A 15,505-nucleotide genomic window follows, 5' to 3' on the forward strand; every position below is an offset into this window, starting at 1 on the left:
CGCTTCAATCGACCAGAGCCCTCCAGCTATGAAATTACCAAGCGTACGCCCGCGGCGCTTCGCCGCCCGGCCCTGGGAAAATCTCGTCGAGACGCTTCAGCGTCTCCTCGTCGAGCTTCACCTCGACCACACGCAGCGTGCGTTCGAACTGCTCCATCGTACGGACGCCAATAATCGGCGCCGTTACAGCTGGCTGTGCCAGCAGCCATGCGAGCGCAACCGTATCCTCGCGCTCCCCGAGCTCGTCGCATAGCGCGCCGAACTGCTCCAGCTGCGCCGCGTGCTTCTCCAGCCGCTTCGCATCGCCGCTCCGCTTACTGCCGCCGCCATGGCGGGCATTGCCTGCAAGCAGGCCGCCATCGAGCGGGCTCCAAGGAATGACGCCGAGTCCGAGCGCCTTCGAAGCCGGCAGCACCTCAAGCTCTGGCAGACGGCAGAGCAGGTTGTACTTATGCTGCTCGCAGACGAGACCAATGCTGCCGCGAGCCTTCGCTTCGCCTTGTGCGACAGCGATGTCCCAACCCGCGAAGTTGCTCGAGCCGACGTAGCCGATTTTGCCCTGTGCAGCGGCGATCTCGAATGCGCCCCACAGTTCTTCCCAGCTTACGCTGCGGTCGATATGGTGCATTTGGTAAAGCTCGATATGATCGGTTTGCAGCCTTCTGAGCGAGCCTTCGAGATGACGGCGGATTTTGTACGCGGATAGACCCGCTTCCCGATTCGGTCCATCCAGTGGATCATGCATATCGCCATATAGCTTCGTTGCCAGCACAGTCCGTTCGCGGCGTCCGCCGCCTTGTGCGAACCAACGGCCGATAATTTCTTCCGTCCGTCCTGCGTTCTCGCCCCAGCCATAAATGTTAGCCGTATCAAAAAAGTTGATGCCCGCGTCCAGCGCGGCGTCCATAATGCGAAATGATTCCTGCTCATCGGTATCAACACCGAAGTTCATCGTGCCAAGACAGAGACGACTTACGCGCAGACCGGACTTACCAAGCTTCGTAAATTCCATCTTCATTTCACTCTCCTAATCTTGTATATGACAAAATGGCAATGATCACCTCGCTATAATAGCACAGTGTAATCTCAACCCCAAATTCAAGCACCGATAACGCTCCGATGACAATTGCATCGTATACTCCGTGCAGGAGGTGTGTCGCATGCTAGCCGGTCGCATTCTGATTATTTACGCTTCGTATGGAGATGGCCATCTGCAAGCTGCCCGTGCCATCCGCGATGCGCTGCAGCGCCAGGGCATTGAAGCGAGCCGCATTAGGCTCGTCGACCTGATGGCTCAGGCCAGCCCGCTGCTGAATGAAGTATCCCGCCGTTTCTACATGCACAGCTACTCGAAGCTGCCGACACTTTATGGCTGGGTCTACGACCGAACGAGACCGATGAAGCACGACTCGTTGTTCGGAGGCTGGCTCCATTCCTTCGGCAAAGAAAAGCTGCGACGCTTACTGCTGACCGAACGCCCCGATGCTGTTGTTTATACATTCCCCGTATTCGCTGCTCCTGCCTCTCGTACAAAAGCGTACCCTCATGTCCCAACTTCTGCTGTTGTAACCGACTTCGACCTTCACTGCCGCTGGGTGCATCCGCATGTGGACCGCTACTTCGTGGCTACTGCCGAATTAAAAACTGAATTAGTGAAGCTCGGAATCGCCGATCGCCGTATTACTGTGAGCGGTATTCCGATTAAGCCAAGCTTTGCTGAACTCCAGCCTAATCCGCAATGGTATGCCAAATACGGTTTCCCTGAAGATCGCCCTATCGTCCTCGTCATGGCTGGCGCCGCTGGCGTCATGCCGGATGTACCGGAGGTATGCGAAGCCTTGCTGGAGGACAAAGCTGTTCATATCGCACTCGTATGCGGTCGCAATGAAACGCTGGCCGCCTCGCTTCGCATTCGATTTCAACATCAACTAGCGGAAACCGGCGGACGACTGCATCTGTTCGGCTATGTGGAGACCATACATGAGCTGATGGCGATTGCAGACTGTCTTGTCACGAAGCCGGGCGGCATCACGTTGTCCGAAGGACTTGCAGCCGGCTTGCCGCTGTTCATCTACCGTCCCGTGCCCGGGCAGGAGAAGCACAATGCCCTCTTCTTGCACAGCAAGGGCGCTGCTCAGATTGCCCGTCACCCGCAGGAGCTCAGCGCCGCTATTCGGTCGCTGCTGCATAATCCGATACAATTGGCTGTCCATCGACAGGCGGCACGCGCGCTCGGCCGCAGCGGAGCGGCCGATACGGTTGCTTTGGATATTTTGCAACAATGTCTTATAATGGAAGAGGCGTCCTCTCCTACTCATTATTGAAGTACTTCTTGAAGGAGCTTTTGCCGTGATTACAGCTGTCCGATGGTTCAACGCGGAGAATCTACTATTCTCCGCTATTCTGTTTCTTGTCGAGTTCATCCGAGGCGCAGGCGTCATCAGCTTCATGCCGATTTACGGAGAGAAGACGCTTGGATTATCGCTGGATGTCATCGGAATTGCCGTTACGGCCCACTACGTAACCGATACGATACTGAAGTTAATTATCGGCTATTTGCTCGATCGTATTTCCGCCCGAATCGTCGTTCAGGTCGGTCTTGCGCTTACGACTGCGGGCATCGCGATGCTGCCTTACAGCCATAGCCCCTGGATGTTCATCCTTGCATCCGCCTTGTTCGGTATCGGTATTTCGCCGATCTGGATTGTCTGTCTCACCCGCGTATCCAACGAGAGACGCGCAACACAGATGGGTTATCTGTATACGGTTTGGTTCATCGGACTTGGCGCAGGCCCAATCGTCGCCAATGTGCTGCTCGATTACACGCAGTTCGGCACCTATATGATGCTGTTGATCGCCTCCGTTGCTGCACTCGCATTGTCGCTTCTCATGAAGCCGGGACGCGCTGCGGGCGTGGCGACGATTCCATTCATGGAGCAGCTAAGCATCCTTCAGCGCAAGCTTCGCCAGATGCGGCTTCTGCTGCCGGGCATGGTTCTGCAGACGACTGGTGCCAGCATGCTCGTGCCGGTGCTGCCAAGCTTCGCCACTGATCATTTGAACCTAACCGGCGCTCAATATTCGCTGCTTCTTATCATTGGAGGAGGCTTCACCGTTGGAGGATTAATGCCGCTTGGCCGACTAGCAGACAAGCTTGGCGGGAAGAAGTGGTTCCTCGTTGTCGGCTTCGCCTGCTTCGGGATCATGCTCTACTCGCTCGCATTGACGCCTTCATTCTGGCAATGCCTGCTGCTCGCAGCCATACTCGGACTTTCGTATGCCGCCGTCCTTCCCGCCTGGAATGCCCTTCTCGCTTCCTATGTACCTGTCAAACAGCAGGGGCTTGGCTGGGGATTGTTCTCGACGGTTGAAGGAATTGGTGTTATGATCGGGCCAATCGTAGGCGGCGTTATTGCATCGCGGATCGGCGTACCGGCGGTGGTCTGGTACAGCGCCGCGCTGTTTGGGCTAATCGGCCTCTTCTACTTGTGGTTTCCGTTTCATCGTTTCACAGAGTTGCAAAGCGATTCACGCAAGAAAGGATAAGGTGAAGTTATCAGCATGAGTCAATGGCAAGATTGGCTGCATCATCTCAAAACACTCGATCTCGAGCATATGGAGCGTACGCTTCGCAGCTACTCAGCGTACGGACCGCTGCCTGGATTGCTCATGCCGATCGCGGAAGCGCTCATACCTGCGCTTCCGCTCATTGTCATCGTCGCAGCCAATGCCAACATTTACGGGTTATGGTATGGCTTCCTATTGTCCTGGATCGGCGCTACGATCGGGGCTAACATCGTGTTCTGGCTTGCCCGCAAGCTTGGCCGACGACTGGGAGGCTGGTTCCGAAGACGGTTCCCCAAGTCGCAGCGTTTCTTCGATTGGGTCGAGCATAGAGGGTTCACGCCATTGTTTCTATTGGCCTGCTTCCCATTCACGCCATCCGCACTCATTAATATTGTTGCAGGGCTAAGCAAGCTGCCATTCCAGACGTTCTTCTTCGCCACATTGCTTGGCAAATCCGTCATGATTTTCAGTATCTCGATCGTCAGTGCCGACATCTCCAGTCTCGGACGCCAGCCATGGCGGATCTTCGTGTTGATTACGGTACTGGCCGTCATGTGGTTCTTAGGCAAGCAGCTGGAACGCAAATACGCGCTCAAATGAAAGGGAGTCGACCCCACCAATGACGATGAGCATCAACTGGTTCTCAGTTGGCGCGACCTCCCTCGTGCTGCTGCTGACCTGTGGCCTGCTAGGGGCCATGTTCTTAATCATTAAGCTATCATCCGATGATTCAGGTAAATATAAGGTAATCAAGGACATGGTCGAGACGTTGTTCGAGACGCCTGCCCACCTTCGCTCGAGCCCAGCCGCTAAAAGCGAAGCCGACAACAAAGAAGCGGCCGCACAATCGGCGGCCGCCTTGGAACCATTCGTGGAAGCTTGTCCCGCTTGTGGCGACACTGTAACGGAATCGCACAAAGAATGCCCCTCATGCGGCTTGCGGCTGCAATGATCGTTACGGATTTCCTGCCTTCATTTTGCGCCGATGCCCATTCGGTATAAGCTTATTGGCTCCTCCCTTCCCGACAAATGTCGTACAAGCCCAATTCCCTCTTCCGTGTGCGTCAGCCGTTATAAATTAGCGTCTGTTGTGGCACACTGTTGAAGCAGCTTCCGAAGCGCTGGTGAAGACCAGCCATGCCATCATGGAAGGAGAATATCCAAGTATGTCCGGCAAATTGCCATCTGACAAACAGAAATCAGCACGTAAACAACAATCGCTAGCCGATCGGGGCCAGGCCAATAAGTCAACAGCGAGCGAACTTCAATCTGAAGCAGACAGCGCGGCCGTTCCTAAACACGGGCTGTGAGCCTGATATGGAAGGTCATCGCAAGGCTGGCAGCGATGGTGCTGTATTCGGGCGAGTAGCACGAAGGAGGATATCCGTATGAGTCGTGACAATCAGCATAATAAGATGGGGCCAATCTCCGGCGAACAGGTTGAAGTAGAAGGCGTATATCGCAACGAATGGGGCCGCGAAGAGAAAATGGAGCGCGGTCAGCTGTTCCCCTCCGATCCGATGCTCGGTAATACGGAATGGGAACTGGTCGAGCTGGACTTTGATAACCATCATAAAGGTCACACGGACCCGCGGCTCGTGCCGCATGACGATGACGATAATCCGGAGGCGCATATGCAGCATCCGCGGCGCCATCCTGAGGATACACGCTCGGAGAAATAAATACTTGATCACGGCAAACAAAAGCCCCGTCTATTCCGCTCTTTAACAGAGCTGGAACAGACGGGGCTTTGCCGTGCTGCGATCCACCATCTATCGACTATGTGCTGCGCTCGCGTGTACTCATGCCCATCTGCGGGGGCCATGGCACAACGCGCAGCACCGTATCTGATGCAGCCCGCTGAGGAGACTGCTCTTCGGCAGGCATATGATCCAGCTTATTCGCTGGCGGCGCTGCGTAAGGCAGCGAAATCGTGAAGACCGCCCCTTCTCCAACCTCGCTATGGGCCTGAACGGTGCCTTGATGGTTATCGATGATTTTGTACGTGACCATGAGACCTAACCCTGTCCCCTTATCCTTCGTCGTATAGAACGGCTGCCCCATCTTGGACAGCTGCTCCTGCGAGATGCCCGGCCCTTCATCCGCAATTCGTATCAGGACCATATCTTCCTCCCGCTTGCAGACGACGGATATGGTCCCGCCATCGATCATCGCCTCAATCGCGTTCTTCAGTATATTAATAAAGACTTGTTTGATCTGGTTCTCCACACCGAATATCCAGAGCGGCTCCACGCCAGCATCAACCGATATTTGCGTATTGTGGAGCGCAGCCTGTGCTTCGAGCAGCGTCACCACATCGTACAAGACGCGTCTTGTATCTTGATGCGTCAGATCATACACCTGCGGCTTCGACAACATAAGCATCTCGCTGACGATGGATTCAATTCGTGTCAGCTCCGACTTCATAATATCGAAGTAGTTCTTGCCGCTTCCCCGTCCGGAGGAAATAAGCTGCAGGAATCCCTTCAGCGAAGTGAGCGGATTGCGAATTTCATGCGCAATGCCCGCGGCCAGCTGGCCTGCCACATACAGCTTCTCGGAATTGATCAACAGCTCCTCGTTCTTCTTCCGCTCCGAGATGTCTCGAATAATAATTTGGAAAGCGGGTTGATTGTGCATCGACGTTGGCGCTAGTACGATCTCGCTATACAACCGCTTGCCGGTGACAGTGAACCATTCGAGCTCAACGGGACCGTATGTTTTACCTGGCTCCAGCGTTCCGATGTAGCCTGCCATCTCTTCATGATGCTTCGGATCGAGGAACAAATAGATCGACTTGCCGACCATCTCTTCCGGCGAGGATGCATTGAACATCACAAGTCCAGAGCGGTTCACATACTCCCAATGATTGCCGCTCAGCACGGCGATCATGTCGATGGAATTCTCGACAATCAGCTTATAGCGTTGATCCGCAAGCCGGAAACGCCGATCGGTTACTCGCGTCATAAGACTAATAACAAGGATCGTCAACGTCGCAGCGCCCAGCACAACAGCGAGTACAATATAAAATTCATTAAGACGCTCGCTTGTCATGACCTCGCTGTACCGAATGACCAGCCCCCTCATGCCGAGCATATGCATCATCATACAAGAGCTGCCGAGGACAATGCTCGCCGGCCAGACTGACGTCTCCATATTCGTCTCATGGAGCAGCAGGGCGATCATTGTACCAATTAACATAATCGCAAACGACAAAGAAAATAGAACCGGGTCAAAATCAATGGATAGGAACGAGGAGGACAATCTGCTCAAATAATGTAACGACAGTGCCCCTAAGCTGAGCAGCACCGCCGCCGTAAAAATCCGCAAAGAAAAGTATGGAATCCGCTCCGTACCAATAACTAGGAATGCGAAATAAGCAAGCCCCGCCGCTACAAGGAGTGTCAGCAGCATTTGGACATTAATAAAAGCATATTGCTCAGTCGATAACAGCGACAAGAAGTGCATCGCCCATTGACCGATTCCGATAACAGCAGAGCCGCACAAGAGCCATATATGACGGCGCTGGTTCTGCTCTCGCTTGAGATGGCCGATCAGCGTGAACATCGTGAAGGAAGAGAAAACGATAATGACGAACGCCAATATTAAAAATACGAGAAGCTCCGTTCTAACACTCATACCTAGGTAATCATTCATAGATAGCCACAAACCTTCTTCACTGAGTCTAGTCGCTTCGTTACAATTCGACAATTTTCCATATAATCCTTTTTATTTTCCAATTATTTTACATAGTACATTAGGCCTAATTATTCCGCTAGTCCCGCTTTACTTCAATTCTAGCGATCGATTCTGTTCGACGGACCGGAATTGCGGGTATAATAGAACGAAAACCGAAGATTATGGTGGTAGGAAGGGTACGGTAGAAATGAAAACATTGTTGAAAGAATTTAAGGCGTTCGCAGTAAAAGGCAACGTGATCGATCTTGCAGTCGGTGTCATTATCGGTGGCGCCTTCGGCAAAATCGTCTCCTCGATCGTTAACGATCTCATCATGCCGCCAATCGGCCTGCTCCTGGGCGGGATGAGCTTCGTCGATCTGTACATCAACCTGAATGACATCGACGAAAGCGGTACTATGTCGCTTGCACAAGCTCAACAGAACGGCATTCCGGTCATCGCATACGGGCAGTTCATCAACGTCGTGCTCGATTTCCTGATCGTCGCGGCATCTGTGTTCCTGATGGTCAAGCTGATCAGTAAACTGCCGAAGCGTGTCGAGGAAGAGAAGCCAGCGGCACCGGCGGAGAAGGAATGCCCGTACTGCTTGTCCTCTGTACCGATTAAAGCGACTCGCTGCAAACATTGCACATCGCACCTGGAACCCTCTGTTGATGGTGGAACGGCCATTTAGAAGGAGTGAAGGCAATACATGAAAGCTGAGCTATTCGATATATTCGATGAGGGCATGAATCTGATCGGTCAAGCGACAAGAGCGGAAGCCCATGCGAAGGGCTATTGGCATCAGACGTTTCACTGCTGGCTGACCCGGCGCGAGGGCGAACAACGCTTCGTCCAGTTTCAGCTCCGTACAGCAACCAAGGATACCAATCCGAGCTGCTACGACATTACAGCAGCAGGTCATCTGTCCGCGGGCGAGACGGTCGCTCAAGCCGTGCGCGAGCTCGAAGAAGAGCTTGGCGTAGCAGTGCCATTCGAGCAGCTTGTCCCGATTCTGCGCTGGCAGGAGGAAGACGAAGGCGAAGCGAATGGTGTTCCTTACATCGACCGTGAATTCAGCCATGTGTTCGGTCTCGTATGGGACGAGCCGCTGGCAGCGATGCGCCTGCAGGTCGATGAGGTTGCCGGTCTCTATGAAGCGGAGCTGAGCGATATGATCGCCTTGTTCGCGGGGCAGATCGAAGCCGTTGAAGCTTCCGGCATTATGGTTCAAGAGAGCGACAGCGGCAGCGTGAATGTCGCCAGCCATACGACGGTTCGTGCATCACAATTCGTGCCGCGCGATCCGGCCTACTACATTCAAGTGCTCCGCGCCTTGCAGGAGCTTACTTAATTAAGCACTTATTATTTTGCGCAGTACACAAAGAAACCGGAGCATGCAGCTGCATGCTCCGGTTTTATTTTTCAGCCAAGAAGATCGTCTATTTCTCATCCGTACGCATCGGTCTGCGCCCGCGCTGCTGGCCTGTCGTCTGCTCCCAATTGCGATACCAATTATCGATTAGCCCATGAATGCTATAGAACACCGTGTTGCGCGGCGCCACGTCGAAATCATTAATATCCGGCTCGCCATAGATTCTCGCCGCCGTCACATGGATACATGCGTGAACTTGGCTTGACTCCATAAAGCGCCCCAGCTCATCAAGCGTAGCGAACGATTCAGGTTGATTCACAATCCGATTCTCCGCAGCCCAGTTATAGCACGGCGCACGCCGAATGGCTTCAGGAACTTGCGGCCACGGCGCAACCCAGCGCGTATCAAGCCCCTGCTGCTCATACCAGCTTAATGCCCGGCGAATGAACTGGCGATGGAATCGCAGGAACCTTTCGCCCCAGCCCACCGGCACGAATGTCCCGTTCACATGATTGGCATGGTGCCACAACCGGTGCTCCTCCAGCAGCTGCGGAGGGAAATTTGGAATTGTCGGCATGCTTCAATGCCCCCTTCAACAATAGCCCATACTCTCACGTGCTGTAGCATATGCGCTCCCTTATTGTCCCGTGACATCCCCTGCCTGCCGCCCAACAAAGAAACAACGGCTTCCTAGTTGGAAGCCGCTGTAACCGTGTATATGATGATGCTATTATCGACCGCAGGACGATTTTCTACGTTTGATGCAGATGTCGAACGTCACTTTAACTTCATTCCATTTGCCAAATTCACAGCAGATGCGTACGCAATCGGATTCGCCTGTGCAAAAGAAGCCGACAACTTTGCAATCGCAACCGCAATGCTTCAGAATTTCTTGAATAACACGGCTCTCACGCCAACGAATCGCTTTCGCCAATTCTTCTGCTACCTCTCTGTGCTGAATAAGGTTGAAAATGCAGCTTATCTCTTTGCCAGCGTCCTGAATTGCATCCACTGCTGGATCCTCGCCGCCGGAGCGACAGCCTCCGCTGCTGCGTCCGCAGCCGCACGAGTTCGAGGACGACCAGCTTGTCCGCGTACCGCGTTTTTGTGCAACGGAATAACGGACGCGCGTGAAACTCATAGTAGCCGATTTCAATGTCATTCTTCCCTCTCCTTTTCGAATGCTCACCATATCCTATGTCAGGACGTCGAGAAGGTATGGACAAGAACTAGCCGATATCCGCGCATTATTCAGCTCGTACTAGAACTGAACCATTCCCGGCATCCTGGCAGCTGCGGAGGAGTCAAATGCGTATCCGGGCAGTCCCACTTATCGGACAGGTGGAGGTGAATGCTGGTTATACACAAAGAAGGATGGGCAGCATCTGCCCATCCTTCACTTATAACCGCCTATAAGCGACAAGTTGATTTGTTACTGTACGTTCATTTTACCTATAACCGAACTTCAACGCCCGTCTTAGCTGTACGCGCAACATGTAGAGAGCGCCGATATTCCACGCGGCCGATCTCGCAGCCTTTGCCGATATGAACCTTGTTGCCGCGAACGATATCCGCCTTCGTATACGCCAGTGTAATATCATCCCCTTCAATAACCGATACGGTCAGCTCCGTCTTCATTTGCGACTTGATCCAGTTCTTAACAGACATCCAAGAGCTTCTGCGTATATCGATTCGTCTGCCGCCAATCTCTTTCACTCGGCATGGACCGTATAATTGAATGTCCGCATGCTCGGCATTTATTAAACCGTCAACAGTAATGGCGCCTTTGATTGTAAGATGCTCCGCCTCAACGGATCCTTGCGCCTCCAGGTTTCCAGTCACTTTCACGATTCTTCCGCGTACATTCCCACGGACGTTGAGCTGTCCGAGCAGCTTCAGCTCTTCGCCGCTCCACTCGCCTTCGACTGTGACGTCGCCTGTTACCTTGAACAATTTGTCTGCATGGACATGACCTTTGATCTTGCAGTTGCCCATGCAGCTGAACGTATCGCATTCAATTGGACCCAGCACTTCGCTGTCACCGACAATTCTAACCGTGTCATAGGAGCCGCCTGCGATCGAGCCGTTACCGACCACCCGGGCACTCCCCCGATAAGATGCGTTCATCACCGTTCTTCCTCCTCCGTTAGATCTGTATGCGTTCCCTCACCGTAGACGATGGATCAACCTTCAATTCCGTTTTGTATTCCACTCGTCCGATCGTGCAGTCAGGTCCGATAATGACGCTGCGCCCGCGAACGATCCCTGCCGATGTCGCCTCCAGCGTAACGTCGTCTCCTTCAATCATCTGAGTCTCCAGCTTCGGTACGATCATGGGTACTAAATAGCGCAACGGTCCGACCCAGCGCTTATTCGTCCGTTTCACCCGAATGGACGTGCCTCCGATCTCATTCACCCGGCAGCGAGCTTGAAGACCAATTTCGATCTGCCCCGCGTTCAGAAGTCCGTCCAGCTCAAACCCGCCGTGCACAATCACTTTCTCCGCTTCGCAGTCACCTGAGAGCTTCAGCCATCCGTTCAGACGGATGGCGTCGCCAGCAACCGAACCACGCATCCGTACTTTCCCATCAATAGCGACCGTATTGGCAGCAATATCGCCTTCTCCATTCATAATGCCGTTCACGTCGAGCCGATCCGCCTCAATGCCGCCCTTTATTTTGCTAATCCCATTCACTCGGAGCGTCTCACACTTCACACTGCCGTTGATGGTTGCAATCCCATCCACGTTTACGTACCGGTACCAGCCACCGGCCGCCCGCCCCGTTCCGTTAATCGTCAGATCGCCGCGACTTGTCTCTTTGTTGATGTCCATAATCGGATCCTCCTGTCTAAAGCTATCATTCATATGCGTACAGCTTCGCCTTGAAGGCCTCTGCTGCTTCATCAATGGATAGACTTGCCGCGATTACGGTCGATTCCTCCGTGTGCAGCGGACCGCCCTCTAACAATAAGATGACTCGCTGCTTACCGGCTGTTTGCAGCACGACGAGATTACAAGCCCGTTCTTCAAGCTGCGGTATCCGGCTGACGAGCAGTTTGATTAGACGAGCGCCCTCCTCTTCTGTCATCCCACCGGGCAGCACCCGATGCAGCCAGTCTGCCACGAACAAATAAAAGGCTTGATCGAAAGCCAGCGTACCGTCCGTGAGCATCTTCTCTGCATAGCGATCCATCGTGATCGGTGATACGATGCGACCGTGCATCTCCTCTATGCGTAGGCGGATATCAGACTGCAGCGTCGATAGCTTACCAACCAACTCGTCGAGCGAAAGATCATCCTTCATCGAAAGAATATGACTGATCCGTCCTAGAATAAGCCCCTTGGGGAAAAAGGTTTCTTGCCCCGTGAACGTCGATTTGCGGATAAACCATTCCTCTGGAATGAGCCGCTTCCGCTTCCAGCGATACAGCTGGCCGTAGGAAATTCCCATCTCCTCGAGCAAATCCTTTTTTGAAATAAGCTCTTGTTCCATCTTGCCTCTCCTTTCCGATCGGTCGATACATTGCGCAACCGTGTAACATAACACTGTTACGCTGGTATTGCATAACAAAATGCCATTCTTGCGCCCAAGTCCGATTCATGAACAACTGATCTGTCCTTATCATACTTAAACATTGCCGCTTCTTACAGCGCCGAAAGCCTGAACATGCATCAGTCTCTGGACCGAGCAAATGAAACTTTATAAAAACGCAAAAAACGCGATTCCCGAAGGAATCGCGTTCGAAAGTTCATAAGTGGTGCTGATGAAGGGATTCGAACCCCCGACCTACGCATTACGAATGCGTTGCTCTACCAGCTGAGCTACATCAGCATGTCCGCCTTGTTAAGAGGCTTCGTCGCATCAGCGACTTTTATAATATACCTCGCGGGCGAACGGAAGTCAACACTTTTCTAGACAAAAATTTTACTCTTCTTCTGGCTCTATATCCGGTGCCGATTGCAGCGGCAGTCGCAGGGTGAAGGTGCTTCCCTCTCCCTTCACGCTCGCAAGCGACAACGAACCACCCAACAGCCGAGCGAGCTGCAGGCTGATCGACAGTCCAAGTCCGGTGCCGCCGTATTTACGGTTAACGGCACCATCCTCCTGCTGGAATGCTTCGAAGATCAGATGCTGCTTCTCCTCATCGATGCCAATGCCCGTGTCGACCACCGACATCGTCAGCCAGCGTTCCTGCTGCACCATCTCCTGCTTCCGCAGCCTTCTGCTAGCCGTGTCCTGCATATCGTTTGGTATGGTATCGGATTGTTGTGCTTGCTGTTCCAATACGGCAGATGCTTGTACCTCCGCATCATCTTGACCAGCCGCAGCTTCCTGCCTCGCAGCTCCTTCTCCTCGCTTGAGCACAGAGAGCGCTGGTGCAACAGCAGCCTCATAGACGCTCTTGCGGATACGACCCGTCGTCGTTTGACCGGACCGAACGATAATCCCCGGCGATGACGAAGTCGGGCGTCCGCGATAAAGCGCGGTCGTCCAATCACGAATGCGGCGCTTCGTTACTGCCGTATCGGTCAACGTCTCCATTGCGATACGAAGCGTAATGGAGCCCTGCTCCGTGAATTTGAAGGCGTTAACGAGCAGATTGCGCATAATTTGGTTCACCCGGAGCGCATCGGTATACATCGTGTCCGGCACATCTTCGGCGATATCCACGATAAACGGCAGCGATTGCTGGTCCGCCATCGGCTGAAACATCGCCTGCAGCATTTGCACAAGATCGAGCGGTGAGATCGGCTCGATAACGATATCCATTTTGCCCGCTTCGACCTTGGACAGATCAAGAATGTCGTTAATAAGCTGCAGTAGCTCATTGCCCGCTGCATTAATAATTTCGCCGTAGCGCACCTCATCCATCCCATAACGCTCGTCGTCATTGTCCCGAATAAGCTGGGACATGAGCAAAATGCTGTTCAGCGGCGTTTTGAGCTCATGCGACATGTTGGCGAGAAACTCCGACTTGTACTTCGAGGCGAGCATCAGCTGCCTAGCCTTCTCTTCAAGGTCCCGCTTGGCCTCTCGCAGCTCCTTCGTTTGCCGGCGCAGAATAATGTTCATGCCCCGCAGCTCGCCTATCCGCAGCTGCTCCTTATGGAAGTCGCGGATCATGAAGACGAAGAAACCACTAAGCAGCGTGGACAACGGCAGCGTAATTGGCGCTACATCCGTCCAGTATTCATGGAACGGAATCGATCCCATCATCGCAATATCGAATGCGTTCAGAACGTTAATGACGACAACGGCAACCGTCGTCTTCCAGACGAACCGCCAATCCACCGCCTGTAGAAACGCGTTAATGGCCGCCGCGAATACGCCGAGCAGCGCCATGTTCATGCAGCCCGCCCAAGAGGTCTCGTTCAGCCCATACATAAGCCTTCCGACGCCGATCCCGATGCCAATCAAGACGAAGGTACTCGGACGCGTGAAGACAAGAATCGCCATAATAAGCGGGACAAATCGCAGATCGAACAGCTGCGTCTCCCCTACTTGCAAGCCGAACAGCATCGTCAGCCAGCCCGCCAGAATGAAGACAAACAATGAGATGCCCTTCTTCATCCTCTCGGAGATGCTCGGGAATAAATATTTGTAACCAATGTTGAATAAATAAGCGATCGTGATGAGTACGCTCAAGTTGATGAAAAATACGCTGGAAAAGGAAACGTTCACCCTACCACCTCGTTCCTGCTCTGCTTAAGGTCTACCTTACTTCATTGTACACGATCGGCGCTTTCTAATCACCGCCGGGCCATCGCCCGCATAGCATATAGCAATATGCCTAGTGCCCGGAGGGATTTGCCTTGGAGAAGCCAGAAAAACTGGAGAAGCCACTAAAGGTGGAAAAGCTCGAGAAGCAGCATGATAAGTACGAAAAACATGATAAATACGAGAAGCAGCACGATAAATACGAAAAGCATGACAAGCATGAGAAACACGAGAAATACGACAAGCAACCTCATCAGCATCACGAGCACCATCACTACGGTCAGTATGGCCAATACGAACCCTATGGTCAACACAATGCGTACGACCATTACGACAAGTACGAGAAGTATGACAAATACGAGAAACACGATAAGCACGAGAAGCCGAAACAAGTAGCGATTCATGAGCAAAAGGTAATCTACAAAGCCGATCCGGCTCATGCGAAGCATGTGCTCGACATTCGCAATAAGATCAATCCGATCTGCGGTAACTACATGCACCGCCATGTGATGGTAGAGACGGTCGATGGGCATAAATATTCGGGCATTATCGTCCATGTGGATGAGCGCTGCCTGTACTTGCAATGTGCCTGGTTCGATCCGCGCGGCTTTGCGCCTTATAATGCGATTCTGCCGCTGGTGCTGTTTGAACTGCTCGTTATTGCTTTGATGTAGGGGGATTAGTAGGCTGGGAAAAGACGAGGCGTGTTCGTGCGCTCCGAGGGCAGCATCATTCTTCCGATCGCTGTTGTCCCCAGATTGTATTGATTCAAAGGCGAAAGCTGCGCTTCTACAGTATGATGCTGCCCTCTCCGCTGAGGTACTGCGGCGCTCAGCCAGCTTTGTGGGAGATCGGTCGTTCGCGGTCTGAGATCCGCTCACGGAACTGGTTCATAGTCGTGTGCGCTTCGCTCCACGGCTTGAGGAACGGCACTGCCACTTCACGTTGCTCCCAGCGCGATGCTTGGTCACACGACGGACGGGGCGGTGTCCCCCGAAACACTAAACATTCCTGTAGAGTCTAAGATTTGAGCTTGGACAAAAAAAGGAGCGCCTCGTATGATGGGGGTGTGAACGGATCAATGTCCTAAAACCCATCAGGAGGCGCTGTATATGAAGTTTACTCGAAATGACCCAACAAATCAACGTATCGAACGAATTACCAA

16 protein-coding genes, 1 tRNA gene and 2 pseudogenes are annotated in these 15,505 nt (G+C 53.1%); 9 read left to right on the top strand and 10 right to left on the bottom strand.

Going from position 1 to position 15,505, the window contains the following annotated elements; translation table 11 throughout:
• Nucleotides 1–34: 34 nt before the first annotated feature.
• Nucleotides 35–1,012, bottom strand: coding sequence for an aldo/keto reductase (locus tag DFQ01_RS28490; protein WP_110047327.1), 978 nt, complete (start codon nucleotides 1,010–1,012; stop codon nucleotides 35–37).
• A 148-nt stretch (nucleotides 1,013–1,160) separates the two neighbouring features.
• On the opposite strand from DFQ01_RS28490, the gene DFQ01_RS28495 reads away from it, so the two are divergent.
• The 6 genes from DFQ01_RS28495 to DFQ01_RS28515 all read left to right on the top strand — a co-directional run bounded on the left by DFQ01_RS28495 (nucleotide 1,161) and on the right by DFQ01_RS28515 (nucleotide 5,249).
• Nucleotides 1,161–2,324 carry an MGDG synthase family glycosyltransferase gene (locus DFQ01_RS28495; RefSeq protein ID WP_110047328.1) on the top strand — a complete coding sequence of 388 codons (1,164 nt, stop codon included), beginning with the start codon at nucleotides 1,161–1,163 and terminating at the stop codon, nucleotides 2,322–2,324.
• A 25-nt stretch (nucleotides 2,325–2,349) separates the two neighbouring features.
• Entirely contained in the window at nucleotides 2,350–3,546 is a 1,197-nt protein-coding gene (locus DFQ01_RS28500; protein WP_110047329.1) for an MFS transporter, read from the top strand.
• A gap of 15 nt (nucleotides 3,547–3,561) precedes the next feature.
• Entirely contained in the window at nucleotides 3,562–4,167 is a 606-nt protein-coding gene (locus tag DFQ01_RS28505) for a TVP38/TMEM64 family protein (protein ID WP_110047330.1), read from the top strand.
• 19 nt (nucleotides 4,168–4,186) lie between these two features.
• Entirely contained in the window at nucleotides 4,187–4,519 is a 333-nt protein-coding gene (locus DFQ01_RS28510) for a hypothetical protein (protein ID WP_110047331.1), read from the top strand.
• A gap of 214 nt (nucleotides 4,520–4,733) precedes the next feature.
• Entirely contained in the window at nucleotides 4,734–4,877 is a 144-nt protein-coding gene (locus DFQ01_RS31280; protein WP_174812516.1) for a hypothetical protein, read from the top strand.
• Between the two features lie 78 nt (nucleotides 4,878–4,955).
• The gene (locus DFQ01_RS28515; protein WP_110047332.1) at nucleotides 4,956–5,249 is read left to right on the top strand and encodes a transposase; all 294 of its coding nucleotides are present in this window, start codon (nucleotides 4,956–4,958) and stop codon (nucleotides 5,247–5,249) included.
• Between the two features lie 97 nt (nucleotides 5,250–5,346).
• Here DFQ01_RS28515 and DFQ01_RS28520 read toward each other — a convergent pair whose 3' ends face one another.
• Nucleotides 5,347–7,206, bottom strand: coding sequence for an ATP-binding protein (locus DFQ01_RS28520; protein WP_174812515.1), 1,860 nt, complete (start codon nucleotides 7,204–7,206; stop codon nucleotides 5,347–5,349).
• A gap of 247 nt (nucleotides 7,207–7,453) precedes the next feature.
• Between DFQ01_RS28520 and mscL the strand changes: the two genes are divergently transcribed.
• The gene (gene mscL, locus DFQ01_RS28525) at nucleotides 7,454–7,939 is read left to right on the top strand and encodes a large conductance mechanosensitive channel protein MscL (RefSeq protein WP_110047334.1); all 486 of its coding nucleotides are present in this window, start codon (nucleotides 7,454–7,456) and stop codon (nucleotides 7,937–7,939) included.
• A gap of 18 nt (nucleotides 7,940–7,957) precedes the next feature.
• Nucleotides 7,958–8,599, top strand: coding sequence for an NUDIX hydrolase (locus DFQ01_RS28530; RefSeq protein WP_110047335.1), 642 nt, complete (start codon nucleotides 7,958–7,960; stop codon nucleotides 8,597–8,599).
• An 88-nt stretch (nucleotides 8,600–8,687) separates the two neighbouring features.
• On the opposite strand, the gene DFQ01_RS28535 is transcribed toward DFQ01_RS28530, so the two are convergent.
• From DFQ01_RS28535 to DFQ01_RS32050, 8 genes and pseudogenes are all read right to left on the bottom strand, one after another.
• A complete protein-coding gene (locus tag DFQ01_RS28535; protein WP_110047336.1) occupies nucleotides 8,688–9,197 on the bottom strand; it encodes a hypothetical protein in 510 nt (169 codons plus the stop codon).
• 153 nt (nucleotides 9,198–9,350) lie between these two features.
• Nucleotides 9,351–9,782 (bottom strand): hypothetical protein, encoded by a 432-nt coding sequence (locus DFQ01_RS28540; RefSeq protein WP_110047337.1) that lies wholly within the window; start codon nucleotides 9,780–9,782, stop codon nucleotides 9,351–9,353.
• A gap of 290 nt (nucleotides 9,783–10,072) precedes the next feature.
• Nucleotides 10,073–10,747, bottom strand: coding sequence for a hypothetical protein (locus DFQ01_RS28545; RefSeq protein ID WP_110047338.1), 675 nt, complete (start codon nucleotides 10,745–10,747; stop codon nucleotides 10,073–10,075).
• A gap of 19 nt (nucleotides 10,748–10,766) precedes the next feature.
• The gene (locus tag DFQ01_RS28550; protein WP_174812514.1) at nucleotides 10,767–11,453 is read right to left on the bottom strand and encodes a bactofilin family protein; all 687 of its coding nucleotides are present in this window, start codon (nucleotides 11,451–11,453) and stop codon (nucleotides 10,767–10,769) included.
• Between the two features lie 25 nt (nucleotides 11,454–11,478).
• Nucleotides 11,479–12,114 (bottom strand): DUF4004 family protein, encoded by a 636-nt coding sequence (locus DFQ01_RS28555; protein WP_110047340.1) that lies wholly within the window; start codon nucleotides 12,112–12,114, stop codon nucleotides 11,479–11,481.
• Between the two features lie 263 nt (nucleotides 12,115–12,377).
• Nucleotides 12,378–12,453: transfer RNA gene (locus DFQ01_RS28560), tRNA-Thr, on the bottom strand.
• A 132-nt stretch (nucleotides 12,454–12,585) separates the two neighbouring features.
• Nucleotides 12,586–13,017, bottom strand: a pseudogene (locus tag DFQ01_RS32270) (ATP-binding protein); the annotation flags it as partial.
• Between the two features lie 390 nt (nucleotides 13,018–13,407).
• Nucleotides 13,408–14,193, bottom strand: a pseudogene (locus DFQ01_RS32050) (ATP-binding protein); the annotation flags it as partial.
• A gap of 242 nt (nucleotides 14,194–14,435) precedes the next feature.
• Between DFQ01_RS32050 and DFQ01_RS28570 the strand changes: the two are divergent.
• The gene (locus tag DFQ01_RS28570; RefSeq protein WP_110047342.1) at nucleotides 14,436–15,014 is read left to right on the top strand and encodes a hypothetical protein; all 579 of its coding nucleotides are present in this window, start codon (nucleotides 14,436–14,438) and stop codon (nucleotides 15,012–15,014) included.
• Nucleotides 15,015–15,505: the final 491 nt, after the last annotated feature.

Source organism: Paenibacillus cellulosilyticus (assembly GCF_003182255.1).
Lineage (GTDB): Bacteria > Bacillota > Bacilli > Paenibacillales > Paenibacillaceae > Paenibacillus_T > Paenibacillus_T cellulosilyticus.

Bases quoted from the DNA above. Each gene is read 5' to 3' on its own strand.
- DFQ01_RS28490 (WP_110047327.1), bottom strand. From the start codon at position 1,012: ATGGAATTTACGAAGCTTGGTAAGTCCGGTCTGCGCGTAAGTCGTCTC.
- DFQ01_RS28495 (WP_110047328.1), top strand. From the start codon at position 1,161: ATGCTAGCCGGTCGCATTCTGATTATTTACGCTTCGTATGGAGATGGC.
- DFQ01_RS28505 (WP_110047330.1), top strand. From the start codon at position 3,562: ATGAGTCAATGGCAAGATTGGCTGCATCATCTCAAAACACTCGATCTC.
- DFQ01_RS28510 (WP_110047331.1), top strand. From the start codon at position 4,187: ATGACGATGAGCATCAACTGGTTCTCAGTTGGCGCGACCTCCCTCGTG.
- DFQ01_RS31280 (WP_174812516.1), top strand. From the start codon at position 4,734: ATGTCCGGCAAATTGCCATCTGACAAACAGAAATCAGCACGTAAACAA.
- DFQ01_RS28515 (WP_110047332.1), top strand. From the start codon at position 4,956: ATGAGTCGTGACAATCAGCATAATAAGATGGGGCCAATCTCCGGCGAA.
- DFQ01_RS28520 (WP_174812515.1), bottom strand. From the start codon at position 7,206: ATGAGTGTTAGAACGGAGCTTCTCGTATTTTTAATATTGGCGTTCGTC.
- mscL (WP_110047334.1), top strand. From the start codon at position 7,454: ATGAAAACATTGTTGAAAGAATTTAAGGCGTTCGCAGTAAAAGGCAAC.
- DFQ01_RS28530 (WP_110047335.1), top strand. From the start codon at position 7,958: ATGAAAGCTGAGCTATTCGATATATTCGATGAGGGCATGAATCTGATC.
- DFQ01_RS28535 (WP_110047336.1), bottom strand. From the start codon at position 9,197: ATGCCGACAATTCCAAATTTCCCTCCGCAGCTGCTGGAGGAGCACCGG.
- DFQ01_RS28540 (WP_110047337.1), bottom strand. From the start codon at position 9,782: ATGACATTGAAATCGGCTACTATGAGTTTCACGCGCGTCCGTTATTCC.
- DFQ01_RS28545 (WP_110047338.1), bottom strand. From the start codon at position 10,747: ATGAACGCATCTTATCGGGGGAGTGCCCGGGTGGTCGGTAACGGCTCG.
- DFQ01_RS28550 (WP_174812514.1), bottom strand. From the start codon at position 11,453: ATGGACATCAACAAAGAGACAAGTCGCGGCGATCTGACGATTAACGGA.
- DFQ01_RS28555 (WP_110047340.1), bottom strand. From the start codon at position 12,114: ATGGAACAAGAGCTTATTTCAAAAAAGGATTTGCTCGAGGAGATGGGA.